Below are 24,386 nucleotides of genomic sequence, written 5' to 3' on the forward strand. Positions count from 1 at the left end.
CGCATTCAAGCTCAACGAAAAGAAATCAGACCCGCGGTTCAACCCGATTCGAGCCTGCCGGACGCGGCGCTGGCGGGCGACCGTAACGGTCATCACCGGCCGAGCCGAATGGCTGATCATCTTCAGGGTCAATGCTGCGGTTTTGCTCAGCGGCTGCGCTTTGCGCCTGACGCGCCTTGCGGGCACGCTCGATTGGCCAGCGAATAAACACAAACACCGCGTACAGGCAAAACGCAAACAGGGTGTACATCAACAAGTCAGACGCTGCACGCCAGACGTTGTCACCCACCTTGAACGCCAGGTCCAGGGCCGAGATGGCCACCGCCGGGGCGAATTGATCTTTGACCGGGTCAATGATGGTCGGGCTGAACAGCAGCACCGCCATCAGGATGCGTAATGGCTCACGTAACCAGCGCCACATAAAGCGGGTCAGGCGGCACCATACGAGCAGGCAGCCTAAAGCGGCGAAGGCGTATAAGCCCCAGGCGATCAGATAGTCGTTCTCGGTCATGGTATCCGTGGTCGGCAGGCAATGAAGCGCTATGATAACGGCTTTTCGAGAGTGCGGCTGCACCGCCGTCAGCGTCACTTCTATTCATTCAGATTTCAGAGAACGCTCAATGACCGAATCAGCCTACGCAAACAGCGCACCAATCGCACATAAGGTCGAGGGTTCTGACCCCTACGCATGGTTACAAAATCGCGATAGCAAAGAGGTTTTGGACTACCTGATAGCGGAAAACAACTACCAGGAAGCGCAACTGGCCGACCAGGCCGAATTGCGCGAGACGCTGTTTCAAGAGATCAAGGGACGGATTCGCGAGACAGATTTGTCGCTCCCCTCCCCTTGGGGCCCGTACCTGTATTACACCCGCACCCAGGCCGGTGACGAATACGCCCGCCACTACCGCTGCCCGCGCCCGGCCGATGACAGCCAACAGGTCGACGAAAGCGCCGAGCAGTTGCTGCTGGACCCGAACGCCCTGGCCAATGGCGGGTTTATTTCATTGGGTGCGTTCAGTATCAGCCCGGACCATCAGCGCCTGGCTTATAGCCTGGACACCAGCGGCGAAGAAACCTATCGCCTGTTCGTCAAAGAGCTGGCCACTGGCGCCGTCACGGAACTGCCCTTTGAGGACTGCGATGGCAGCATGACCTGGGCCAATGACAGCCAGACCCTGTTTTTCGCTGAGCTGGACGACACCCATCGCCCGCACAAGCTGTGGCGCCACACCCTGGGTGAAACCGGGGCCCATGAGGTGTTTCATGAAACGGACGGGCGATTTTTCCTGCATTGCTACCGCTCAAGCTCCGAACGCCAACTGATCCTGTTGCTCAACAGCAAAACCACCAGTGAGACCTGGGTGCTGGACGCCGAGCAGCCGCAGCAGGCATTTCGCTGCCTGGCGCCACGGGTTGAAGGCCACGATTACAGCGTCGATCATGGCTTGCACGAAGACCAATGGACGTGGTTTATCCGCACCAATCAGGACGGGATCAACTTTGCGCTGTATTACGCGCTGGGTGACGCCCCACAGCGCAGTGAGTGGCAACGCCTGATCGCCCATGACGACCAGGTCATGCTTGAAGGCCTGACGCTGAACGCCAAAGCCCTGTGCCTGAGCCTGCGCGAAGGCGGCCTACCGATTATTGAGATCCGTCCGAACGGTTTGCCGCCATACCGCGTGCAACTACCAGACGCAGCCTACAGCCTGTATGTGCAAGACAGCCTTGAGTTCCAGGGTGCGCACATCCGCCTGCGTTACGAGTCGCTGAATCGCCCGGCGCAAGTCCGCCAGCTGACGCTGACCGATGGCGAACAAAAGGTCCTCAAGGAAACGCCGGTACTCGGGCCGTTCAATGCCGATGACTACGTCAGCCAACGTTTGTGGGCCACGGCGCCGGATGGCACTCAGGTGCCCATCAGCCTGGTCGTGAAACGTGATGCGCTGGGCAAACCGACACCGCTGTATCTGTATGGTTACGGCGCCTATGGCGAAAGCCTTGACCCGTGGTTTTCCCACGCACGCCTGAGTTTGCTTGAACGCGGCGTGGCGTTTGCCATTGCCCATGTGCGCGGCGGCGGCGAGCTGGGTGAAGCGTGGTATCGCGCGGGCAAGCAGGAACATAAACACAACACATTTAGCGACTTTATTGCCTGTGCCGAGCATTTGATCGACCAAGGGCTGACCCGCAGCGAGCAATTGGTGATCAGTGGAGGCAGCGCGGGCGGCCTGTTGATCGGGGCAGTGCTCAATCAGCGCCCGGAACTGTTCAAGGCGGCGATTGCTGAAGTGCCGTTTGTCGATGTGCTCAACACCATGCTCGACCCCGATTTGCCGCTGACGGTGACCGAATACGACGAGTGGGGCAACCCGCAAGAACCTGAGGTCTACGACCGCATCAAGGCCTACGCGCCTTATGAGAATGTGGCGGCGCAGGCGTACCCGGCGATGCTGGTGATCGCCGGGTACAACGACAGCCGTGTGCAGTATTGGGAGGCGGCCAAATGGGTGGCCAAGCTGCGCGCCACCAAGACCGACGACCATTTGCTACTGCTTAAAACTGAGCTGGAAGCCGGCCATGGCGGCATGAGCGGCCGCTATCAGGGCCTGCGCGACGTCGCGCTGGAGTATGCGTTTGTGTTTAAGGTGTTGGGGATTTAAGCCTTTGCGGTTATCGGCCTGCAAGCAACGGGTTGCGCTGCAACCCTTCGCAGCCTGCGGCGCGACTACGGCGGTCAGTCCGCCGGGATCTTGGCTTTCGGGTCTTTGGTTTCAAGCCCGGGTATCGGCTGATCTTTGGGCGGTGGCTGCGGCAGATCTATCGGCGGCAGCGGCACCAGGCTGCTGTTGCCGGGGGCAGGCTTGGGCGCTGCACGCGGGGTGACCTGCGGGTATGGCGTAGGTGTAGCAGTGCCCGGCGAACCCGGGGCGGATGTCACCGGGACACTCGGAATGGGGGTTAACTCCGCTGCCTGAGCCGCACTTATCGAGAGCGCGCCCCACACAATGGCCGTTAGAATAGTGCGTTTCATCAATGACTCCGTTGCCAGACCAGCTTGTATGCCGTCAGGCTACTCGCAACCAGCTGATTTTGTCCTCTTCTATGAGACTTCCATGAAACGTTTTGTTTTGCTCGACACCACCCCGATCCCCGAAAATGGCGGCGCCTTGTGCCTGTTTGAGTATGGTGAAGACTTCGTTATCAAGATCCAGGGGGGTGACGGCGGCCAGTTGATGAACACCCGCATGCATGGCTCTGAAGATGCTCTGGCTGAGATCCCGTGCCGTAAAGTGGCCGGTCGCACGAACTCACGGGTGCTGATTGGCGGCCTGGGCATGGGCTTCACCCTGGCTGCGGCCCTCAAACATTTGGGCAAGACTGCCGAAGTGGTGGTCGCGGAACTGGTGCCGGGCGTTGTGGAATGGAACCGCGGCCCGCTCGGCGAGAAAGCCGGCAACCCCTTGCAAGACCCGCGTGCGGTGATTCGTGTCGAGGACGTGGCCAAGGTGCTGCAAGCCGAACCCAATGGCTTTGACGCGATCATGCTCGACGTCGATAACGGCCCCGAAGGCCTGACCCAAAAAGCCAACAGCTGGCTGTACTCGGCCGGGGGCTTGAGTGCTTGCGCCAAGGCATTGCGCCCCAAAGGCGTGCTGGCCGTCTGGTCGGCAAGCGCCGACAAGCAGTTTTCGGACAAGCTGCGCAAAGCAGGCTTTAAATCCGAGGAAGTGCAAGTCTTCGCCCACGGCAACAAGGGCACGCGCCACACGATCTGGATTGCGGAAAAAATCAAAGGCTGATCAACAGCTAAACTTCACGACATAACCGTCATTCGTCTTAAGGTGAACCCCATGAGTTCAGCAAACCCACCCTCCCACACCGCCAAGCTGGACCGCATCCTGGCCGATGCCCAGCGTGACCGTGAAATGGGCTATCGCGACAAAGCCCTGAAAATGTACCCCCACGTGTGCGGCCGCTGCACCCGTGAGTTCTCTGGCAAGGGCCTGAGCGAGTTGACGGTTCATCACCGCGACCATAACCATGACAACAACCCGCAGGACGGCTCCAACTGGGAGTTGCTGTGCTTGTACTGCCACGACAACGAACACTCGCGCTACACCGACCAGCAGTACTTTTCGGACAGCTCACTCAGCACCCCTAAAGTTGCCAAGGCCACTCATAACCCGTTTGCGGCGCTGGCCGGGCTGATGAAAAAAGACGAGTAAGCGCTTCTTGTCGCCGGGTGTTGGCGCCGGTGGGCGGGCCATGTGCTGGTATACTCGCGTCTTTTTTCAGAAAGGCACCGGCACGTGGCAGACAAACGGTACAGCTGCATTGGTTTGTATAACCCCAAATCACCGGAAAACGTCGGCTCGGTGATGCGTGCGGCTGGTTGCTACAACGTGGCTTCGGTGTTTTACACCGGCAAACGTTATGAGCGCGCCCGCGACTTCATCACCGATACCAAGAAGATCCATCAGGATATTCCGCTGATTGGCATCGACGACCTCAAAAAAATCATCCCGCTGGGCTGCATCCCCGTCGCCGTTGAACTGGTCGAGGGCGCACGCTCTTTGCCCGAGTACACGCACCCGGACCGGGCGATTTACATCTTTGGCCCCGAAGACGGCTCGCTGGATAAAGAGGTGCTGGACTGGTGTGAGGATGTGATTTACATCCCGACCAATGGCTGCATGAACCTTGCAGCCACGGTCAATGTGGTGTTGTACGACCGCTTGGCCAAGGGCAAGAACACGCGTTCCGGCCCCAAGTTCGGTTAAGGTTTTTTACCGTACTGCTGGCCGGTGCTCCAATCGACCAGCAGGCTGTAAGCAATCGCCAGTAATGTCGGCCCGATAAACAGGCCAATAAAGCCGAAAGCAATCAACCCGCCAAACACCCCCAGCAATACGATCACCAGCGGCAAGTTGCCGCCCCGGCTGATCAGGTAGGGTTTGAGCACGTTATCGACACCGCTGATGATCAGCGTGCCCCAGATGCCCAGGAAAATCGCCATGCCATACTCGCCTTTCCAGGCCAGCCAGGCGGTGGCCGGGATCCAGACCAAGGGCGGGCCCATGGGGATCAGGCTGAGCAGGAAGGTGGCCAAACCGAGCACCAGCGCCCCCGGTACACCGGCGATCAAAAAGCCGATCAGCGCCAGCAAGGCCTGGGCTGCTGCCGTGCCAATCACTCCGTTAACCACCCGCTGCACGGTGCCTGCCACCAATTCTTGATAGTAATCTGCTCGCTCGCCGATCAGCCGCACCAGCAGGCTATGGACGAACATCGCCAGGCGCGGTCCATCCCGGTAGAAAAAGAACACGAAGACAATGCTCAGGGTCAGCTCAAGAATCCCGCCGCCGATTTGCGCACTGCGCGCCAGCAGCCAGTTACCCACCTGCCCCAGGTAAGGTTTGACCGCCACGATCATGGCCGCACCTTGCTGATCGATGGTGTTCCACATGCCGACCAGCCGCTCACCGACCAGCGGAATGCCAGCAAGCCAGGTCGGCGCTTCGGGCAAGCCTTCAAGCTGTACATCTTTGACAAACGTGGTGGCGTCACGCACGTGGTCTGCCAGGTTAAAGCCCAGCCACACCAGCGGCCCGGCCACCAGCAGCATCCAGCCAACGGTCAGGATGCTGGCGGCCAATGTCTCGCGACCGTTGAGCCAGCGCGTTAAAAGACGCATCAAGGGCCAACTGGCGAATGCCAGCACCGCCCCCCAGAACAAAGCCGACCAAAACGGTGCCATCACCCACAGGCTGGCGCCGAACAGCACCACGAGCAGGATCTGCACCAACAGGCGATCGTTATTGAGCATGTAGGTTCCGCAGACAATTGAGGTTTCGAATAGAAGCGACGACTACCAGAGTGTAGCCGCCGTTTTGCAGGGTTTAGCGCAACAACTCCAGATGCAGGCCCTTGGCCGGTTTGGTCCCCAGGTCCATGCGAGCGGCGCGTACACCGCCTTTGATCAAGGCATCACGCCAGGCCGCTGCGTTGGCGCCGGTCAAACTGACCCGGGAGGTGACATCAAGGTTCAATGCCCGGGCGATCAGGGTGACCCATTGTGCGTCCGGCTCACCGGTCAGTTTCGGAAAGTCCAGTTCGCCTGTGCTTTTCAACTGGCGTTGCAAGGTCGCTGAGGTGGGCAGCAGTTCGCCCAGATCGGCGCTGGCCTGGAGTTGCTCGACGTGCAGATAAGCTTTGCGCCCGCCCCGATTGATGCCATACAAGGCAACCAGTTGATTCTGTTCTGGCGCGGCCCGGCGCATCAACAGGTAGGACTGTTGATCATCCGCCCCCACGAGTTTGGAGTTGCCGAACACTTCATTGGCCCACAGGCTGCTTTCACCGCAGTCGCGGCCCTGACACCAGAACAGCAGCTCGGCGCCTTCTTTTTGCAAGGCTTCACGGGCTGCCGTAAAGGCTTCAGAGCCCGTATGCTCGGCGGGCAGTTCGTACGTCACGGCGGTGGTTTGACCACGGCTGTTGACCTGCCCTTCAAAACGCAGACGGCCACTGATTTTGCGGATTGAGCCCATGGGGTAAATGCGTTCGATGTCGGGCTTTACGCTGTAATCGACAATTTGCGCGTCGGCCAGCCGGGGCAGACCTTGCAGGTCGTGGCTGCCTGGCACATCCGCAGCCCATGCCCAAGTACTCAGGCAACTCAGGCCCAGCGCCCAGATAAAACGAGTGGGTATGTTCATCGGCGTCTCACGGTTGAGAGCGGATGGCCTTTGCAGGGCGCAGCGGTGTAGTGATCCATGATGGTTGTCTCCCCTTTCAAGCCGCCAAGCCTCGACAGTTGGCCTGCGCAAGTCAAGGAGTGACGAAGAACCGATTGAAACAGTCTGCAACAAGGGTTGCTCCGGCCTCGTCATTCAGGTGCAAATGATGACCGCCGGCTAACCGCTTCAAGGTAAAGGGTAGACGATCCAACAGCTCAGGGTGGCTGGCCAGCATGCCCTCTTCGGCTACCACCAAGGTGGTCGGGCACGTGACCCGGCGCACGAACGACATGGCCTGCGCATCGGTCAGTCGAAGCGGTGACGGCAACGTCAAGCGACTGTCACTGCGCCAGCTGTAACCTCCAGGCACGGGCATCAAGCCCCGCTGGGCAAGCAGTTCGGCCGCTTCGCGACTGACAGCCACCATGCCCTTCATGCGCGCTTCAATGGCTCGATCAAGGGTGGGGTGTACCGATTTGCGCTTGTGCCCATGGGCCAGTTGCGCCTCAAGGGCCTTGCCCATGTTCTCGGCCGCGTCAATGTCGGGGCCACTGCGCAGGACGATGCCGTCGATCAAAGCCAGCCGGGTAACCCGCTCGGGGAACGAGCCCGCGATGATCACCGAGACAATCGCGCCAAGCGAATGCCCCAACAGGGCAAACTGCTTCCAGCCCAGTTGCTCGGCGACACACAGCACGTCAAACGCGTAATCGGCCAACGCATAACCCGCCCCACGCGGGCGGTGATCCGAGTGGCCATGACCGGCGAAATCCACTGCCACGATGCGCAACCCAGAAAGTTTGGGCGCCAGCCGGGCAAAGCTGTTGGCGTTGTCCAGCCAGCCATGCAGGGCGATGACCGGCAGACCGTCTTGCGGGCCAAATATATGCGCTGCCAGTTCGATATGCGGCAGGCTCAGACGGATTTCTTCAACCACAGGGCTCATGCAGGGTGCTCTTCAGGGGCCGGGTTGACGCAGTTCCCAGCGGGCAAAAATGTGTTTGAGCAGATGGGCGGTTTCTTGCGGTTGCTCCAGCGGGAACATGTGCCCGCCCGGCACGCTCAGCGACTCACCGAGGGGCAAACGTGCCACGGCGCGGGCATGATGGCGCATGACCACGCGGCTGTCTTGCCCACGCACCACGGTTAAAGGCACCTGCAATTGCAGGATACGTCCGGGACTGGTGTGGGGAACACCGCGGTAGATATTGATTTCAGTGGCCGGATCAAAGCTCAGGCGCAAGCGGTCATCAACGGCTTGCAGGCCATGCTCGAGGTAGGCATCAAAACAATCGGGGTCGAAGCTGCGAAACAACGCCTTGCCCGCGAAGTATTCCCGTGCAGCTGCGCGGTCAGCAAACTCTTCACGGCGCCCCAAGGTACGACCCGCCGGGGTGAGGCGGTCGATAAAGCCAAAACGCTTGGCGGCACGAATCATCCATTGATCAGCCACCGTCAGCACCGGGGAATCCAGCATGACCACGCCTTTGTACAAATGCGGGCAACGTAACGCGGCGTGCAGGTGCAACATGCCGCCCAGCGAATGGCCGACGCCGAGCACCGGCTCGTCTTGTTGTTGCAGGTGATAAATCAACTCATCGACCAGATTGCGCCAATTATTGTCCACCGGGAACCGCGGGTCGTGCCCGTGCTGCGGCAAACGGGCAACGCTGAAGTCCGGCGCCAGGGCGTCAAACAATTTGCCGTAGGTGCCTGAGGGGAATCCATTGGCATGGGCGAAGAAAATCTGCCGAGACATACAAGGCGTCCATACATAGGAAGTACGCCTTATTGTCTGTAGGAATATTCCCCACAACAACGACCGTATACGCCATGAAAGGCGACACAACGGCCATTACCGTGCCGAATCAGCGCGCTGGAGGTGTTTCGCCCAGCGGGACGACGGCGATGGTCAGTCGCGAAATGCAGTTGAGTTTGCCGTTGTCGTCGGTCAGGCGAATGTCCCAGACGTGGGTGGTGCGCCCCATATGAACCGGCTTTGCCACCGCACTCACCCGCCCGCTACGCACGCCGCGCAGGTGGTTGGCGTTGACCTCCAGACCTACGCAATAGAACTTTTTGGTGTCTATGCACAGGTAGCTGGCCATCGAACCGAGGGTTTCGGCCAGTACCACCGAAGCCCCGCCATGCAACAAGCCGAACGGTTGATGAGTGCGGTGATCCACCACCATGCTCGCGGTGATCGACTGGTCATCGTAGGCATCAAAGGTGATGTCGAGCACGTCGCAGATGGTGTTTTTACGCATCTCGTTGAGGTGCGCGAGGTCCGGCTGGGTGGTCCACAAACTCATGGGTCATTCCTTGCTCTGTGAGTGATGGCTGTCATTTTGTCGTAGGATTTTTCGACAACCTGAGCCCAACTATCTTTCACACGGACCTGATTCTGCAACTGTTGCTACAACGGGGGTTTGCCTACCGGGGGTTATGCACACTCAGCAAGGTCATGCAGCCGGCCAGCGGCCACTCCCCTTCGAGCTCCGCCAGGCTGGCGGTGTGCATCGGCTGCGGCTGACGCACATGACCGTGCTGCAACAAGCTGATCAGTTCACCCACAAAAGGCTGATGGCTGACCAACAATACATTGCCACCGTCTGGCAACTGGCTGACGGCGAACTTGGGCTCGCTTTCTGGGGTCAGCCACGGCACGGTCATGAGCTCACCAGTAAACCCCAAGGCCACGCGCACCAGCTCAGCGGTTTGCTGAGCCCGTACGTAGGGGCTGACCAAAATGCGTTCCAGGGGTTTGCCGATCAAGTGTGCGGCGCTGCACAGCACTTGATCACGACCATGGGCCGTGAGTTCGCGCTCGGCATCACGTCGGGCATGATGTTCGGCTTCACCGTGGCGCAAAATCCACAGCTTCATGGCTTGGTCTCGGTGCCGTTCGAAGGAGAGACGTAAGGGGCTTCACCTTCTGGCGCACGTGGTGCTGGCCAGTCAGCAAAAGGCCAAGGCTTTTGCTCGGTGTGAAAGCTGCCAAAGCGCCCGATCTGGGCAAGATAAAGGCTCAGGCTGTCACCAAAGTTCATCAGGCAGCCATTGGGGGCGCCGTAGACCAGGCGATAAATCAATTGCACCAGCACCAGGCCGCCGAGCACCAATTGCGCGACTTGCCAGACCAGTAGAAAAACCAGCATCCACAGCACGCGTATCACGATGGATTCGTACTTGGGGGCGTTCTTGCTGTCACTCATGTGCTGCTCCTGTGCTGATCAGTTGAAACCACTGGTGGAGATAAAGTCGACATCGGTCTTGGGTTCTGCGCGCATCAACAGCTCGATCACCTGGTTGAGCGTACGGCCTTCAAACAGAATGGCATGCAGCCCGGCCACCAACGGCATGTAAACGTTCAGTTCCTGCGCTTTGGCCTTGAGCACCTTGAGGGTATTCACGCCCTCGGCCACTTCGCCCAAACGGGCGACCGCGTCTTCCAGGCTCAGCCCCTGCCCCAACGCATACCCGACCTGATAGTTACGGCTTTTGGGCGATGAACAGGTCACGATCAAATCACCTACACCCGCCAAGCCGAGAAAAGTCATCGGATTAGCGCCTTGGCTGACAGCAAAACGAGTCATTTCTGCCAACGCGCGGGTAATCAACATACTTTTTGTGTTTTCCCCCATGCCCAGCGCCACCGCCATGCCGGCGATGATGGCGTAGACGTTTTTCAACGCCCCGCCCAGCTCTACACCAAAGCGGTCGGCGCTGGCATACACACGAAAGGTGCGCCCGTGCAAGGCGCTCTGCACTTGGGTGCAGAGTGCTTCATCAGCGCTGGCCACCACGGTGGCGGTCAATGCATGTTCTGCCACTTCACGGGCCAGGTTGGGGCCGGACAAAACGCCGATGCGGGCCTGAGGGGCGATCTCTTCGAGGATTTCGCTCATCAGTTTAAAACTGTGGGCTTCGATGCCCTTGGTCAGGCTGACCAGCATTTTGCCGCTCAAACGCTCGGCGTGGGGCGCCAGCACGCTGCGCAACGCGCTGGAAGGCAGCGCCACAAAGCACAATTGGCAGCTCTGCAGCGTGGCTTGCAGGTCGGTGACCGGCTCAACACCCGGGTGAATTTTGATGCCTTTGAGGTAGCGAGGGTTTTCTCGATTGAGGCGCATCGCCTCGGCTTGCTCGGGGTCGCGCATCCACTGGTGCACACGGTGACCGTTTTCTGCCAGCAAGTTGGCCACGGCGGTGCCAAAACTACCGCCTCCCAAGACCGCAATAGCGTGCTGTTCAGTCATATGCAATCCCGTCTTCCATCTAGCAGTGGCAATGCTCGCATTATACGGGCCGCCAGCCCTGCGACCAGCCCCATAGCGCATCGCTTTGGCACCGTTGCTTTGAAGCGCACCCTGCCGGTCGTTTTGCACACTTAAAGCCCGATAAATAGGCGGCCCTGACTGTCAAAGTGTGACAGCTCAGTTACCATGCCGCTCTGAAGGTAGCTGAGAAGCACAACTGAAGGGATTCATCATTCATGACGACACGTAGTCGCTGGGATATTCACACCCGCACGCAGATGATGAGTCTGGGCCCAGCTTTATTGATCACCCTGCTGCTGATCAGTTTTTTCACCTGTGTACGGATTCAGGACTTGCGCCAGGAGCTGAACTACACCGGTCAGTTGATTGCCAACCAATTGGCCCCGGCCAGTGAATACGGGGTCATTACCGGTAATGCGGTGATCCTGCAAAGCCTGATCACTGCCTCGTTGAACACCCCCCACGTCGAATTTGTGCAGATCCAGGACAGTGCCGGCAAGACGCTGGCTCGCGCTGAAAAAGCGGCGTTTTCCCCATCGCAAGGGGCCAAATTTGAGGTTTTTCAGGCGCCAGTGCGCTGGCAGAGAGGCCACTCAGGCGATGTGTTTTTACGCAACAACCTGCAAGCCTCTGCGCCAGAAGAGGATTACCTGGGCCGCGTGCTGGTGGGTATGTCCAACGATGCATTCAGCAAGCGCCAACAAGAGATCCTGCTCAAAGCGGTGATTCTTGCGCTCTTTGCCCTGGGTTTTACCTTCCTCTTGGCACGGCGCCTGGCGGCGAACCTGTCCAAGCCCATCAGCGACATGAGCAAAACCGTCAAGGCCATCCAGCACGGTGATTACAAAGCTCCCCTGCCGGTGGTTGACGATGGCGAACTGGGCAGCCTGGCCCAACACATCAATAATCTGGCTTCGGGCCTTGAACAGGCCAGCCGTGAGCAGCAGACGGCTATAACGCAACTGACTCAGGCGCGCGAAGAAGCCGAGAGCGCCAACCGCGCTAAAACTGAATTTTTGGCGATGATGAGCCATGAATTGCGCACGCCCATGAATGGCGTGCTGGGAATGCTGCAACTGCTCGAAACCACCGAGATGACTGAAGAGCAAAAGGAGTACGCAGATCTTGCCTCGGCGTCTACTGAGCACTTGTTGAAGGTGATCAATGACATTCTCGACTTCTCGAGGATCGAACGCTCGACGCTGGAACTTGAGCACATTGCGTTCAACTTGCTGGATTTGATCGATAACTGCGCACAAACGTTCCAGTTCAGTGCAGGCCAGCGGGGTTTGCTGCTGCAACTGACACTGCCTGAGGGCTTGTCGGCCTTGCACGTCCTGGGCGACCCGACCCGAATACGGCAAATTCTGGTGAACCTGATTGGCAATGCCTTGAAATTTACCGAGCGCGGCAACGTCAGCATTGAAGCTAAATGGCAGCCGCTGGATCACCAGTTGATTTGGTTTACCTGCACGGTGCGCGACAGCGGAATCGGGATCAGCAACGAAAAACTTGAGTCGATGTTTGACGCTTTCCAGCAAGCGGACAGTTCGATATCCCGGCGTTATGGCGGCACCGGCCTGGGCCTGCCCATCGCCCGTACGCTAGCTGAGCGCATGGGCGGTACGTTGCGCGCCAAGAGTGAGGAAGGCCAGGGTTCGGTGTTCACCCTGGAAATTCCGCTGGAGCTGCACCAGCCCGTGACCCTGAGCCAACCGCCGGCGCTGGCTGCACAAGCGCCCATGGGCCAGGGCGGCAAAGTGCTGTTGGTGGAGGATAATCCGGTCAATCAGACGGTCATCGAAGCCACCCTGCGAAGCCTTGGCTACGAAGTGTGCGTGGTCAGTGATGGCGCACAAGCCATTCACCAGGCCAATACCGAAGACTATGTGGCGATCCTGATGGACTGCCGTCTTCCCATCATTGATGGCTATGAGGCTACCCGGCAAATTCGCCAATTGGCAGGCTGCAGGACAGTGCCCATTATCGCGTTGACCGCCAACGCCTTACAGGGAGACAGGGAAAACTGCCTGCAAGCCGGTATGAACGATTACCTTGCAAAGCCGTTCAAACGAACCGATCTGGAACAAATTCTGCAGTGCTGGGTCCAGTAACTTGTGGCTAAAGAGCCACCTGCGACTGGCGTAAAATGCAAAAGTGCGGCAGTCTTAGGCACCCGAATGGGCCCCTGAACCGGCCCGATTTAAATTTTCAGTGCACAAGTGTACATTCCTGTCCTTTGCGCTGTGACTTTCACTACAACGCAATAGTCTATGTGTAGGCTGGCGAACTGAGACAACATGTTTCGGTTGGTCGGGAAGATTTGCCCCACCCTGCCGCATGGGATTATTGAGGAGCTCGCATGACCAAACAAAACGCCTTTACTCGGGAAGATCTGCTGCGCTGTAGCCGCGGCGAACTGTTCGGCCCAGGTAACGCGCAACTGCCCGCCCCTAACATGCTGATGGTGGATCGCATTACCCATATCAGTGAAGAAGGCGGCAAGTACGGCAAAGGTGAATTGGTCGCCGAGCTGGATATCACTCCAGACCTGTGGTTTTTTGCCTGCCACTTTGAAGGCGATCCGGTAATGCCGGGCTGCCTTGGCCTCGACGCCATGTGGCAGCTGGTTGGCTTTTACCTGGGCTGGCAGGGTTTGCCGGGCCGCGGTCGTGCCCTGGGTTCGGGCGAAGTGAAGTTCTTTGGCCAGGTTTTGCCGACCGCCAAGAAAGTCACCTACAACATTCACATCAAACGCGTCCTCAAGGGCAAGCTGAACCTGGCCATTGCCGATGGTTCGGTGACTGTCGACGGTCGCGAGATTTATACCGCTGAAGGCCTTCGGGTCGGCGTGTTCACTTCAACTGACAACTTTTAAGGGTTATCCGCATGCGCCGCGTCGTTATCACTGGTCTGGGCATTGTTTCGTGCCTGGGCAATGACAAAGAGACCGTCTCCGCTAACCTGCGTGCTAGTCGCCCTGGCATCCGCTTCAACCCGGAATACGCCGAAATGGGTCTGCGTAGCCAGGTTTCCGGCTCCATCGACCTGAACCTCGAAGAGCTGATCGATCGCAAGATTTATCGCTTCGTTGGCCATGCAGCGGCTTACGCCTACCTGGCCATGAAAGACGCCATCACTGATTCGGGCCTGACCGAGGAGCAAGTCTCCAACCCGCGTACTGGCCTGATCGCCGGTTCCGGTGGTGCGTCGACCCTGAACCAGATGGAAGCGCTGGACATCCTGCGCGAAAAAGGCGTTAAACGTGTCGGCCCATACCGTGTAACGCGGACCATGAGCAGCACCGTGTCCGCTTGCCTGGCGACACCGTTCAAGATCAAGGGCCTGAACTACTCCATCGCTTCTGCCTGCGCCACCAGTGCTCACTGCATCGGGCACGCCATGGAACAGATCCAGATGGGCAAGCAGGACATCGTTTTCGCCGGTGGCGGTGAAGAGGAGCACTGGAGCCAGTCGTTCCTGTTTGACGCAATGGGCGCGCTGTCCAGCAAGCGCAATGACACCCCTGAGCAAGCTTCCCGTGCCTACGACGCCGACCGTGACGGTTTCGTCATCGCTGGCGGTGGCGGTATGGTGGTGGTCGAAGAGCTGGAACACGCTCTGGCCCGTGGCGCCAAGATCTACGCTGAAATCGTTGGCTACGGCGCAACGTCTGACGGCTATGACATGGTTGCTCCGAGCGGCGAAGGCGCTATCCGCTGCATGCAGATGGCAATGTCGACGGTCGATGCACCGATCGACTACATCAACACCCACGGCACATCGACTCCGGTTGGCGACGTGGCAGAGATGAAAGGCATTCGCGAAGTCTTCGCAGACAAGGCACCGCCTATCAGCTCGACCAAAAGCCTGTCGGGTCACTCCCTGGGCGCCGCAGGCGTTCACGAAGCGATCTACTGCATGCTGATGATGGAAGGCAACTTCATTGCGGGCTCCGCCAACATTGATGAACTGGACCCGGCGGTTGCTGACATGCCAGTGCTGACCAAAACCCGTGAAGATGCAACGATCAACACCGTGATGAGCAACAGCTTCGGCTTCGGCGGCACTAACGCAACCCTGGTTCTGAAGCGCTGGGAAGGCAAGTAAGCCCTCCCCCGCTCACTGAAAATGCCCCGACCTGGTCGGGGCATTTTTTTTGCCCAATGGAACGTACAACCCGGTGCAGTGCTCTATAAAGATCAGGACCTTTATCACTCCACTCTGAGGTTTGCCATGACCGTTACCGTCAACACCGTGTCCCACGAAGGTTTTCGTCACAGCATTAAAATCGACGATTACGAAGTGTTTACTGATGTTCCCAAAGCGATCGGTGGTGAGGGCTCAGCCCCGTCTCCACACGATTATTTCGATGCCGCGCTGGGCGCCTGCAAAGCATTGACGCTCAAGCTCTATGCGCAAAAGAAAGACATTCCGCTTACCGGGGTGACTGTTGAGGTCAAGCACGATGCCAGCGAAGAGCAACAAGGCAAATACGCGCTGCACGTGAAACTGACCCTCAAGGGCGTATTAACCGACCAACAGCGCGAAGAGCTGCATAAGGTCGCCGACAAGTGCCCGGTGCACAAGCTGATGACCACCGCTGACGTCACCATCGAAACGCACTTGTCAGAAGGCGCTTTCAGTCAGTAATGCGGGCCTGGCGAGCGTTGGGTTATGCTCAACGCTCCCTTTACAGCCTGGACGGGCCCATGCCGACATTCACCGTGATTCAACCGCGCGCCGAAGACGTCGAGGGCCAGCCGATCTTGCGCCCGCTGCCTTCAGCCAAAAGCCGCAGTGTCGGGCCGTTTGTTTTTTTCGATCACATGTTGGTGACCGATTACCCACCTGGCCACGGCATGAATATCCAACAGCATCCGCACATTGGTCTTTCAACCCTCACCTACCTGTTTGAAGGCCAATTGCAGCACAAAGACAGTTTGGGCTCAGACCAGTTGGTCGGGCCTGGCGAAGTCAGCTGGATGACCGCAGGCGCCGCGATTGCCCATATTGAGCGCACCCCCGCCCCGCTACGCGAGCAGGGCTCGACCTTGCACGGCCTGCAAGTGTGGCTGGCGTCGCCTAAAGAACACGAGCAAGGCGCAGGTTCGTATAGCCATCACCCGGCCGACAGCCTGCCCGTGAGCGATAGCCTGGGGGTCCGCGTACGAATGATTGCCGGGACAGGCTTTTGCCTGGAGTCGCCGGTACCGGTGCTTTCACCGACGGTGTATGCCGAAATCCATATGCAAACAGCCACCACCCTGTTGATCCCTGATGAACATCAGGAGCGGGCGCTGTATGTGTTGCAAGGCGACATGCAGCTGGAAGGCCAAACACTGGAGCCACACAGCCTGGTACTGCTGCCGGCGGGTGAAGCACTGACCCTGAGCGCAGACAGCGATTGCCACGCGGTGCTGATTGGCGGCGCGCCGCTCGATGGGCCGCGGCGCATGAACTGGAATTTCGTTGCCAGCGACCGCGAGTTGATTGAGCGGGCAAGAGCCCGCTGGGCAACAAGCGATTGGCCGACCGTCCCTTTCGAGAGCGGCCGGATTGAGTTGCCCTGAAGGCCTGAGACGGCCTTAGAGGATCATCGCTGCGGCCCAGCCGAAGGCCAGCAGTGGCAGGTTGTAGTGCAAAAAGGTCGGCACCACGGTGTCCCAGATGTGGTGATGCTGGCCGTCGATGTTCAAACCGGAGGTCGGGCCCAAGGTTGAGTCCGACGCTGGCGAGCCTGCATCCCCCAACGCGCCTGCCGTACCGACGATGCACACAATCGCCATCGGGCTAAAACCCAGTTGCACGCAAAGCGGTACGAAGATCGCGGCCAGAATAGGCACCGTCGAAAATGAAGAACCAATCCCCATGGTCACCAGCAACCCGACCAGCAGCATGAGCAACGCGCCTACGCCCTGGCTGTGATTGATCCAGCCCGCCGAGGCTTCAACCAGTGATTTCACCTCGCCCGTGGCTTTCATGACTTCTGCAAAGCCTGAGGCGGCGATCATGATGAAACCGATCATGGCCATCATTTTCATGCCTTCGGTGAACAGGTCGTCGGTCTCGCGCCAACGCACAATCCCCGACACCGAGAAAATCAGAAAACCGACAAGGGCCCCGATAATCATCGAGCCCAGCCACAGCTGAATAATGAACGCGGACGCAATCGCGACCCCGGCCACCAGCAGGGTCAACGGGTTGTAGTTGATCGTGGTCTGTTCAACCTGCTCGATCTTGGCCAGGTCATAGTCACGCTTTTTGCGGTAGCTGATGAACACCGCCACCAGCAGGCCAACCAGCATGCCCAGCGCAGGGATAGCCATGGCGTGGGTGACATTGACCTGGCTGATATCAACGCCACTTTTGCTGACGTTGGCGAGCAGAATCTGGTTGAGGAAAATATTGCCAAAACCAACCGGCAAGAACATGTACGGCGTGATCAAACCAAAGGTCATGACACAGGCAACCAAACGGCGGTCGATCTTCAGTTTGGTCAGCACATACAGCAAAGGCGGAACCAACAACGGGATGAAAGCGATATGAATCGGCAAGATGTTCTGCGAGCAAATCGCAACCACCAGCAGTAACCCGATCAATAGCCATTTGACCCTATTGCCGCCGACAGCCTGCTGCTTGTTGACCATCGCCAAGGCTCTGTCGGCCAGGGCATGAGCCAGCCCGGACTTGGAGATCGCGACTGCGAAAGCGCCCAGCAAGGCGTAAGACAACGCCACAGTGGCTCCGCCGCCCAAGCCGCTGTTGAACGCCTCGAGCGTGGCCTCGATGCTCAGGCCGCCCACCAACCCGCCGACCACCGCACCCACAATCAGTGCGATGACCACATGCACACGGGACAGACTGAGCACCAACATGATGCCGACCGCGGCAATTACTGCATTCATAGTTACAACCTCATAGTACGCACCACGATAAAAACACCGTAAAGCGGAAAACTCCGGGCAATAGACTGCTGTTCCAGTCGCCGGATTTGGAAAGGAGGGCTTATTTGAGGGCGCACACTTTGCAGGAGCATCGGCGCCTTGTCAAAGCGCAGGCCAGAAGCGATCGCCAGACCACTGAAAAAGCAATTTATCCCTAGTATTTACAGGGCTTTAGCGCAATTTTTTTAACATGAAATTTCGCTTTTTGTCGTAAAGAAATGTGTCAAATGGCCGCTAAGGGTAAAAGCCTCTTTTTAGGATGTCTCCATGTCGCTCAGACAGCTTTCCATACAGTGGAAAATCACCCTGCTCGCCGGGCTTTGCCTTGTGGGCATTGTTGCCCTGCTGGTAGGGCTTTCTCTCTACCGCATGGAGTACACCTCCAGCCTGGTAGAAGCCTCAAGCGCAAAAATGCTCAATGAGTCAGCCCAAGCGCGTATTGAAGCTCAGGGTGAGGCGCAGGCCCAGGCCATTAGCCGTCAATTCATGGACGCCTACCAATACGGAAACGGCTTTGCCCGCCAAGTCCTGTTTTTGCGTGAGCAATCTGAAAAGCGCTTTCTGGATGCCTTCGACCTGCGTGAGGACCTGACTCACCAAGTAAAAGCGGCGTTGCAGGCCAACCCTGACTTACTCGGCCTGTCGTTGGTGTTTGAAGCCAACGCACTGGATGGCAAAGACAAGTTGTTTGAGCATCAACCCGTACTGGGCAGCAACGACAAAGGCCGCTTTGCCCTTTATTGGTCACAGCCGACACCCGGCAAGCTGACCTCAATGGCGCTGCCTGAAACCGATATGTCCGACACCAGTATCGGACCGAGCGGTCAGGCCAATAACTCATGGTTTACCTGCCCGCGTGCGACGCTAAAGCCGTGCATTATCGAACCTTACTTTTATGACATTGACGGGCAACGGGTGCTGATGACCAGCATCGTTTTCCCGCTGATGGTCGATGGCAAGGTGATCGCTTCGCTCTCCGTTGATATCAACCTCAACAGCCTGCAAGCCATGAGTGTGCAGGCCAGTAAAAAACTGTACGACGGGCAAACCAACGTCGGCATCATCACCTCGGCAGGCTTGCTGTCGGGTTTCAGCGCGGATGCCAGCAAGCTAAGCCTGCGCCTGAATCAGGTCGACCCTAATGACGGTGCCAAGCTGACAGAGTTGATGAACAGCGCGGGTCAGACCGAGAGCATCCGCAACCATCAACGTTTGAAAGTGCTGACACCGTTTTTCCCGATTCCTGGCAGCAAACCTTGGGGGGTCCTGCTCGATGTGCCTGAAAAGGTACTGGTGGGACCGGCACAAGTGCTTCAGGCCGACCTGGAGGCGCGTAATACCGCTGGCACCCTGATTGAGTTTGGGCTGGGTTCGCTGGCGGCGATCATCGGTTTGCTGTTGGTATGGCTGATGGCGCGCAGCGTGACTCGCCCGATACTGGGTGTTGCGCGCATGCTGGAGGACATTGCCAGCGGCGAAGGTGACCTGACGCGCCGTCTGGAGTACGACAAGAAAGATGAGCTTGGGCAATTGGCGGGCTGGTTCAACCGCTTCCTCGACAAACTGCAACCAATCATTGCCGAAGTTAAACGCTCCGTGCAGGACGCTCGCAGCACCGCTGACCAGTCGGCGGCGATTGCGACCCAGACCAGCGCAGGCATGGAGCAGCAATATCGCCAGGTGGATCAGGTGGCCACAGCGTCTCATGAAATGAGCGCAACGGCGCAAGACGTCGCCCGCAGTGCTGCACAGGCCGCTCAAGCCGCACGTGACGCCGATCAGGCGACGCGCCAGGGCCTGACCATCATTGACCGCACAACCAACAGCATTGATCACTTGGCCGCTGACATGAGCGAGGCGATGGTGCAAGTGGAAGGATTGGCGGCCAACAGCGAGAAAATTGGTTCTGTACTGGAAGTGATCCGCGCCATTGCCGAGCAAACCAACTTGCTCGCCCTGAATGCAGCGATTGAAGCAGCACGTGCCGGTGAAGCCGGCCGTGGATTTGCCGTAGTGGCGGACGAAGTGCGTAACCTGGCGCGACGCACTCAGGAGTCGGTCGAAGAAACTCGCCAAGTGATCGAGCAACTTCAAGTGGGCACCCAAGATGTCGTGTCGTCCATGGGCAATAGTCATCGTCAGGCTCAGGGCAGTGTCGAGCAAGTAGGACAAGCGGTCACTGCGCTGCAGCAAATCGGCGAAGCGGTGACAGTCATTACTGACATGAACTTGCAGATTGCCAGTGCCGCAGAAGAACAAAGTGCCGTGGCCGAAGAGATTAACCACAACGTGGCCACGATTCGTGATGTCACCGAGTCGTTGTCCGGGCAGGCCAATGAGTCGGCACGGGTAAGCCAGTCGCTGAACTCGCTGGCGAATCAGCAACAAAACCTGATGGATCAGTTCCGCGTGTGATGTGACAGCCAAGAGGCGCCTGCTGGCCTGAGCCACTGGCGCCTCTTAACGTTTACGCTTGTGCAGTTCGATGATCACTGACAAGCCGCCCAGCGGTCCGGTTTCAAGCCTCATCTCCCCTCCCCATGCCTCCACAATATCGCGCACGATGCCCAAGCCCAGGCCATGGCCGCTGACTTGTTCGTCCAAACGAGCGCCACGGCTGAAGACCTGATCACGCTCGGACTCAGGAATACCGGGACCATCGTCCTGGACCTCTATGACAAATCCATTCGGGTTTTGCTGAACACTCAGTTCAACCTGGGAGTCGGCCCATTTACAGGCGTTATCCAATAGGTTGCCGAGCAATTCGAGCATGTCTTCACGGTCCCAAGGCATCTGCAGCCTGGGTGAGGCATTTAACGCCAGGTGCAGGTGATCGCCATGAATCATGCCCAGCGTGGACATTAAGGCAGGCAGTTCTGCATCGCCGTCAAACTGGGCACCCGGCAAGGCATCACCGGCCAGCCGGGCACGATTGAGCTCGCGAGTCATCCGCTGCTGAATATGCTCCAGTTGCTCGCGCAGGCTTTGTTGCAACTGAGGGTAGCGCTCAAACTGCGGGTCATTGACCAAGCTGTATAAGACCGCCAGAGGCGTTTTTAAGGCATGCCCCAAGTTGCCCAGGGCATTTCGCGAGCGCTTTAAGGTGTCTTCAGTGTGGCTCAACAGGTGGTTTATCTGTGTGACCAAAGGCTCAAGCTCAAGGGGAACTTGGGTATCCAGCTGTGAGCGTTGACCTGATTGCAATTGCACGATTTGTTTGCGCGCGGTTTCCAGTGGCCGCAGTGCTCGACGGACTGTAAGCCGCTGCATCAGCAAGATGATCATGAGCGCAACGATGCCAATGCCCAGACCAATTCTCTGCACTTGCTTGAAGCTTTCTCGTATCGGCGTGTAGTCCTGAGCCACTGTGATGGAAACAGGCTGGCCAAAGCGCAGGTAATCGCTGCGCAGGAGCAGCAACATCTGGCCTTCCGGGCCGGGTTGAAGCGTGCTGTCCAGCCCAGGCTGCTTGGGTCTGGGTAATTGTGCGTCCCACAGCGAGCGCGAGCGCCAATGAGTGTCGCCAAATTCGATGCTGAAATAATGCCCTGAAAACGGACGCTGATAAGCGGGCGACAGGCGTCGCTCGTCCAGCTGTAAACCTAGAGGACCACGGCTCAGCGCGACTAACAGGTTTTCGCTGTCAATCTGCAGGCCAGACTCTAAATATCGCTGAAGGCCATTTTCAAATAGCCAGAGACTGACTTGGCTTACCACCAGGCCCGATAGCAATAAGACACTGATCAGGCCAATGCTCAAGCGCCGCTGAATGGACTTCACTGATCACCAGACCCGAATATATAGCCCTGCCCGCGACGGGTTTCTATGACAGATCGGCCGAGCTTGCGCCGCAAATGGTTCACATGAACCTCAAGCACATTGGAGTCGCGTTCTGTTTCACCGTCGTAGAGGTGCTCAGCCAAATGGCTTTTGGAGAGGATCTGTTGGGGGTGGAGCATAAAGTAGCGCAACAGGCGAAACTCGGCAGCGGTCAGTTGTACTTCACTCTCGCCATGGGTAACAGATTGACGCGACTCGTCCAGATGCAACCCTGCGGATTTGAGCAGCGGCTGGTTCGACTGTCCATGAGAGCGGCGCAACAGCGCTTGTACACGCAGTTGCAGCTCTTCAGGGTGGAAGGGTTTGGTTACGTAATCATCGGCTCCGGCCTTGAGCCCTTCAATCCGCTCAGACCATGAGCAGCGGGCGGTCAGGATCAGCACCGGCGTAGCAAGCCCCTGTGTGCGCCATTGTTTAAGAACGTCGATACCGGGAACACCCGGCAAACCCAGATCGAGAATAATCAGATCGTACGGCTCACTTTGTCCCTGATAAAGGGCATCACGGCCGTCGGCCAGCCAATCCACTGCATACCCCAAGCGCGTTAGCCCGGCTATCAATTCGTCAGCCAAGGGGACATGGTCTTCTACCAACAACAACCGCATTAATCATCCACCTCATCTTTGAGTAGCTGGCCATCTGCGGCATTCAGCTTGAGTTCACGGACGACACCGTCCTGAGTCAGTAACTCAACTTCGTAAACATACATGTCATCATCCTCTTCAAGCTCCGCTTCGAGCAGCTTGGCCTTGGGGTGATACTGGAATGCCTTTTGAAGCAGTTGCTCCAGGGGCAAGATGACGCCTTTTTCTCGCAAACGCAGCGCTTCGTCCTGATCCAGGTCCCGGGAGAAGACCAAACAGGAAAACGTAAAAAGCAGCAGTGCAACACAGCCTCGAACGTACTGATTCACGGTGATCACTTACCTCCGATGCATGCCACGTTAAAAATGCGGACTATAGCGTTGTTGGCTTAATTGAAACTGAATATGCAGGTCTGTCTGCCCGCTGGCCTGGAGCGTGATTGTCGTTAGCCGTGCGTTAACTGCTAAACTGCCGTCCTGCATTCATCGCCTAGGCGATAGCCACCTTTCAGAGCTATAAACACTGTGGAAATTTTTAAAGAGTTTACCTTCGAATCCGCACATCGGTTGCCTTACGTCCCTGAAGGCCATAAATGCGGTCGTTTGCATGGGCATTCATTCAAGGTTGCGATCCATTTGAGTGGAGACATTGATCCTGCAACCGGCTGGATCCGCGACTTCTCGGAAATCAAAGCGATTTTCAAGCCGCTGTATGAGCAACTCGACCATAACTACTTGAACGATATTCCTGGCTTGGAAAATCCAACCAGCGAAGTATTGGCCAAGTGGATTTGGCAACAGCTCAAGCCCTTGCTTCCAGAACTGTCAGCCATTCGAATTCACGAAACGTGCACCAGCGGCTGCATTTATTACGGCGACTGAACGCCGGGGTATAAGGAAACCACCTGAGCGGTGGTTTTTTTATGTCTGGAATTTGAGCTGCAAGCTGCAAGCTGCAAGCTGCAAGCTGCAAGCTGCAAGCTGCAAGCTGCAAGCTGCAAGCTGCAAGCTGCAAGCTGCAAGCTGCAAGCTGCAAGCTGCAAGCTGCAAGCTGCAAGCTGCAAGCTGCAAGCTGCAAGCTGCAAGCTGCAAGAGCGTGGGGGCCTGGGTGGGGGTGTCCAGTGCTGATTGGGGGTTTCGCAGGGTTTATCGATTGTTTGTTGCAGGGGGATGCTCAGTGTTTTTTCGAGCACAAAAACAAAATCCCCGTCTGCGTGAGCAGACAGGGATTTTGGAATTTAATCTTGACGATGACCTACTCTCACATGGGGAAACCCCACACTACCATCGGCGATGCATCGTTTCACTACTGAGTTCGGGATGGGATCAGGTGGTTCCAATGCTCTATGGTCGTCAAGAAATTCGGTAGCCAGGTCGTTACGTGCGTAACGCTCCAGCGAATGGGTATGTAATAGAGTCGGTGTTTTGTGAGTTGCAAACTTTCGGTTTGTATCGTCTTCACACACCGCAATCTGGTCGCTTTGCTTACAAAGCCTACTCAAATTGCTTGGGTGTTATATGGTCAAGCCTCACGGGCAATTAGTATTGGTTAGCTCAACGCCTCACAGCGCTTACACACCCAACCTATCAACGTCGTAGTCTTCGACGGCCCTTTAGGGAACTCAAGGTTCCAGTGAGATCTCATCTTGAGGCAAGTTTCCCGCTTAGATGCTTTCAGCGGTTATCTTTCCCGAACATAGCTACCCGGCAATGCCACTGGCGTGACAACCGGAACACCAGAGGTTCGTCCACTCCGGTCCTCTCGTACTAGGAGCAGCCCCTCTCAAATCTCAAACGTCCACGGCAGATAGGGACCGAACTGTCTCACGACGTTCTAAACCCAGCTCGCGTACCACTTTAAATGGCGAACAGCCATACCCTTGGGACCGGCTTCAGCCCCAGGATGTGATGAGCCGACATCGAGGTGCCAAACACCGCCGTCGATATGAACTCTTGGGCGGTATCAGCCTGTTATCCCCGGAGTACCTTT

Annotated in this window: 25 protein-coding genes, 2 rRNA genes and 1 pseudogene (1 of these 28 cut by a window edge); 12 read left to right on the forward strand and 16 right to left on the reverse strand. The window is 57.6% G+C overall.

Annotated elements, in window-relative coordinates; translation table 11 throughout:
• Positions 1 to 25: 25 nt before the first annotated feature.
• Positions 26 to 511: an MFS transporter gene (locus ACJJU9_RS16620; protein ID WP_407729020.1), complete on the reverse strand. Its 486-nt coding sequence runs from the start codon at positions 509 to 511 to the stop codon at positions 26 to 28.
• A 109-nt stretch (positions 512 to 620) separates the two neighbouring features.
• Here ACJJU9_RS16620 and ACJJU9_RS16625 point away from each other — a divergent pair, with 109 nt between their 5' ends.
• Positions 621 to 2,666: a S9 family peptidase gene (locus ACJJU9_RS16625; protein ID WP_407729021.1), complete on the forward strand. Its 2,046-nt coding sequence runs from the start codon at positions 621 to 623 to the stop codon at positions 2,664 to 2,666.
• Positions 2,667 to 2,740: 74 nt separating this feature from the next.
• Here the strand turns inward: ACJJU9_RS16625 and ACJJU9_RS16630 are convergent, their stop codons facing one another.
• Entirely contained in the window at positions 2,741 to 3,037 is a 297-nt protein-coding gene (locus ACJJU9_RS16630) for a hypothetical protein (RefSeq protein WP_407729022.1), read from the reverse strand.
• Positions 3,038 to 3,119: 82 nt separating this feature from the next.
• On the opposite strand from ACJJU9_RS16630, the gene ACJJU9_RS16635 reads away from it, so the two are divergent.
• From ACJJU9_RS16635 to ACJJU9_RS16645, 3 genes are all read left to right on the forward strand, one after another.
• Positions 3,120 to 3,806, forward strand: coding sequence for a spermidine synthase (locus ACJJU9_RS16635; RefSeq protein ID WP_048371582.1), 687 nt, complete (start codon positions 3,120 to 3,122; stop codon positions 3,804 to 3,806).
• 51 nt (positions 3,807 to 3,857) lie between these two features.
• Positions 3,858 to 4,232 carry a YajD family HNH nuclease gene (locus ACJJU9_RS16640; RefSeq protein ID WP_407729023.1) on the forward strand — a complete coding sequence of 125 codons (375 nt, stop codon included), beginning with the start codon at positions 3,858 to 3,860 and terminating at the stop codon, positions 4,230 to 4,232.
• A gap of 84 nt (positions 4,233 to 4,316) precedes the next feature.
• Positions 4,317 to 4,787 (forward strand): RNA methyltransferase, encoded by a 471-nt coding sequence (locus ACJJU9_RS16645; RefSeq protein WP_048371586.1) that lies wholly within the window; start codon positions 4,317 to 4,319, stop codon positions 4,785 to 4,787.
• On the opposite strand, the gene ACJJU9_RS16650 is transcribed toward ACJJU9_RS16645, so the two are convergent.
• The 8 genes from ACJJU9_RS16650 to ACJJU9_RS16685 all read right to left on the reverse strand — a co-directional run bounded on the left by ACJJU9_RS16650 (position 4,784) and on the right by ACJJU9_RS16685 (position 11,005).
• Positions 4,784 to 5,833: an AI-2E family transporter gene (locus tag ACJJU9_RS16650; protein ID WP_048371588.1), complete on the reverse strand. Its 1,050-nt coding sequence runs from the start codon at positions 5,831 to 5,833 to the stop codon at positions 4,784 to 4,786. The two genes, ACJJU9_RS16645 and ACJJU9_RS16650, sit on opposite strands and share 4 nt — an antisense overlap.
• Before the next feature lie 73 nt (positions 5,834 to 5,906).
• Positions 5,907 to 6,725, reverse strand: a complete 819-nt coding sequence (locus ACJJU9_RS16655; RefSeq protein ID WP_048386176.1) for a DUF4892 domain-containing protein — start codon at positions 6,723 to 6,725, stop codon at positions 5,907 to 5,909.
• A gap of 112 nt (positions 6,726 to 6,837) precedes the next feature.
• Positions 6,838 to 7,692, reverse strand: coding sequence for an alpha/beta hydrolase (locus ACJJU9_RS16660; protein ID WP_048386178.1), 855 nt, complete (start codon positions 7,690 to 7,692; stop codon positions 6,838 to 6,840).
• Between the two features lie 12 nt (positions 7,693 to 7,704).
• Positions 7,705 to 8,505 carry an alpha/beta fold hydrolase gene (locus ACJJU9_RS16665; RefSeq protein ID WP_153373572.1) on the reverse strand — a complete coding sequence of 267 codons (801 nt, stop codon included), beginning with the start codon at positions 8,503 to 8,505 and terminating at the stop codon, positions 7,705 to 7,707.
• Between the two features lie 109 nt (positions 8,506 to 8,614).
• Positions 8,615 to 9,058, reverse strand: coding sequence for a hotdog fold thioesterase (locus ACJJU9_RS16670; RefSeq protein ID WP_048371594.1), 444 nt, complete (start codon positions 9,056 to 9,058; stop codon positions 8,615 to 8,617).
• A 121-nt stretch (positions 9,059 to 9,179) separates the two neighbouring features.
• Positions 9,180 to 9,632, reverse strand: coding sequence for a phosphohistidine phosphatase SixA (gene sixA, locus ACJJU9_RS16675; RefSeq protein ID WP_153373571.1), 453 nt, complete (start codon positions 9,630 to 9,632; stop codon positions 9,180 to 9,182).
• Positions 9,629 to 9,961: a DUF4389 domain-containing protein gene (locus ACJJU9_RS16680; protein WP_407729024.1), complete on the reverse strand. Its 333-nt coding sequence runs from the start codon at positions 9,959 to 9,961 to the stop codon at positions 9,629 to 9,631. The genes sixA and ACJJU9_RS16680 overlap by 4 nt, the downstream gene beginning before the upstream one ends.
• Positions 9,962 to 9,979: 18 nt before the next feature.
• Positions 9,980 to 11,005, reverse strand: a complete 1,026-nt coding sequence (locus ACJJU9_RS16685) for an NAD(P)H-dependent glycerol-3-phosphate dehydrogenase (protein ID WP_048371600.1) — start codon at positions 11,003 to 11,005, stop codon at positions 9,980 to 9,982.
• A gap of 236 nt (positions 11,006 to 11,241) precedes the next feature.
• Here ACJJU9_RS16685 and ACJJU9_RS16690 point away from each other — a divergent pair, with 236 nt between their 5' ends.
• The 5 genes from ACJJU9_RS16690 to ACJJU9_RS16710 all read left to right on the forward strand — a co-directional run bounded on the left by ACJJU9_RS16690 (position 11,242) and on the right by ACJJU9_RS16710 (position 16,599).
• Positions 11,242 to 13,140, forward strand: a complete 1,899-nt coding sequence (locus ACJJU9_RS16690; protein ID WP_353233019.1) for an ATP-binding protein — start codon at positions 11,242 to 11,244, stop codon at positions 13,138 to 13,140.
• Between the two features lie 248 nt (positions 13,141 to 13,388).
• Entirely contained in the window at positions 13,389 to 13,904 is a 516-nt protein-coding gene (gene fabA, locus ACJJU9_RS16695; RefSeq protein WP_032859207.1) for a 3-hydroxyacyl-[acyl-carrier-protein] dehydratase FabA, read from the forward strand.
• A gap of 11 nt (positions 13,905 to 13,915) precedes the next feature.
• On the forward strand, positions 13,916 to 15,136 hold the full coding sequence (gene fabB, locus ACJJU9_RS16700) for a beta-ketoacyl-ACP synthase I (RefSeq protein ID WP_048371603.1): 1,221 nt from the start codon (positions 13,916 to 13,918) through the stop codon (positions 15,134 to 15,136).
• Between the two features lie 126 nt (positions 15,137 to 15,262).
• The gene (locus ACJJU9_RS16705) at positions 15,263 to 15,679 is read left to right on the forward strand and encodes an OsmC family protein (RefSeq protein ID WP_048371605.1); all 417 of its coding nucleotides are present in this window, start codon (positions 15,263 to 15,265) and stop codon (positions 15,677 to 15,679) included.
• 59 nt (positions 15,680 to 15,738) lie between these two features.
• Positions 15,739 to 16,599 carry a pirin family protein gene (locus tag ACJJU9_RS16710; protein ID WP_407729025.1) on the forward strand — a complete coding sequence of 287 codons (861 nt, stop codon included), beginning with the start codon at positions 15,739 to 15,741 and terminating at the stop codon, positions 16,597 to 16,599.
• Between the two features lie 15 nt (positions 16,600 to 16,614).
• Here ACJJU9_RS16710 and ACJJU9_RS16715 read toward each other — a convergent pair whose 3' ends face one another.
• Positions 16,615 to 17,934, reverse strand: coding sequence for a Na+/H+ antiporter family protein (locus ACJJU9_RS16715; protein ID WP_407729026.1), 1,320 nt, complete (start codon positions 17,932 to 17,934; stop codon positions 16,615 to 16,617).
• A gap of 525 nt (positions 17,935 to 18,459) precedes the next feature.
• Here ACJJU9_RS16715 and ACJJU9_RS16720 point away from each other — a divergent pair.
• Both ACJJU9_RS16720 and ACJJU9_RS16725 read left to right on the forward strand, forming a co-directional pair.
• A pseudogene (locus ACJJU9_RS16720) lies at positions 18,460 to 19,530 on the forward strand (HAMP domain-containing protein); the annotation flags it as partial.
• Positions 19,531 to 19,632: 102 nt separating this feature from the next.
• Positions 19,633 to 20,388, forward strand: coding sequence for a methyl-accepting chemotaxis protein (locus tag ACJJU9_RS16725; RefSeq protein ID WP_406549869.1), 756 nt, complete (start codon positions 19,633 to 19,635; stop codon positions 20,386 to 20,388).
• A 45-nt stretch (positions 20,389 to 20,433) separates the two neighbouring features.
• Here ACJJU9_RS16725 and ACJJU9_RS16730 read toward each other — a convergent pair whose 3' ends face one another.
• From ACJJU9_RS16730 to ACJJU9_RS16740, 3 genes are read right to left on the reverse strand one after another with little or no spacing between them, the layout of a single operon-like run.
• Entirely contained in the window at positions 20,434 to 21,753 is a 1,320-nt protein-coding gene (locus tag ACJJU9_RS16730; RefSeq protein ID WP_407729027.1) for a sensor histidine kinase, read from the reverse strand.
• Positions 21,750 to 22,418 (reverse strand): response regulator transcription factor, encoded by a 669-nt coding sequence (locus tag ACJJU9_RS16735; protein ID WP_407729028.1) that lies wholly within the window; start codon positions 22,416 to 22,418, stop codon positions 21,750 to 21,752. Before ACJJU9_RS16735 ends, ACJJU9_RS16730 begins: the two co-directional genes overlap by 4 nt.
• Positions 22,418 to 22,735 (reverse strand): PepSY domain-containing protein, encoded by a 318-nt coding sequence (locus ACJJU9_RS16740; RefSeq protein WP_407729029.1) that lies wholly within the window; start codon positions 22,733 to 22,735, stop codon positions 22,418 to 22,420. The genes ACJJU9_RS16735 and ACJJU9_RS16740 overlap by 1 nt, the downstream gene beginning before the upstream one ends.
• A gap of 186 nt (positions 22,736 to 22,921) precedes the next feature.
• Here ACJJU9_RS16740 and queD point away from each other — a divergent pair, with 186 nt between their 5' ends.
• Positions 22,922 to 23,278, forward strand: coding sequence for a 6-carboxytetrahydropterin synthase QueD (gene queD / locus ACJJU9_RS16745; protein ID WP_048386287.1), 357 nt, complete (start codon positions 22,922 to 22,924; stop codon positions 23,276 to 23,278).
• A gap of 360 nt (positions 23,279 to 23,638) precedes the next feature.
• On the opposite strand, the gene rrf is transcribed toward queD, so the two are convergent.
• Both rrf and ACJJU9_RS16755 read right to left on the reverse strand, forming a co-directional pair.
• A 5S ribosomal RNA gene (rrf, locus tag ACJJU9_RS16750) occupies positions 23,639 to 23,754 on the reverse strand.
• Between the two features lie 160 nt (positions 23,755 to 23,914).
• Positions 23,915 to 24,386 (reverse strand): 23S ribosomal RNA (locus ACJJU9_RS16755) (it continues 2,420 nt past the right edge of the window).

It is taken from the genome of Pseudomonas helleri, from assembly GCF_045830615.1.
In the GTDB taxonomy this organism is placed as follows: Bacteria; Pseudomonadota; Gammaproteobacteria; order Pseudomonadales; family Pseudomonadaceae; genus Aquipseudomonas; species Aquipseudomonas helleri.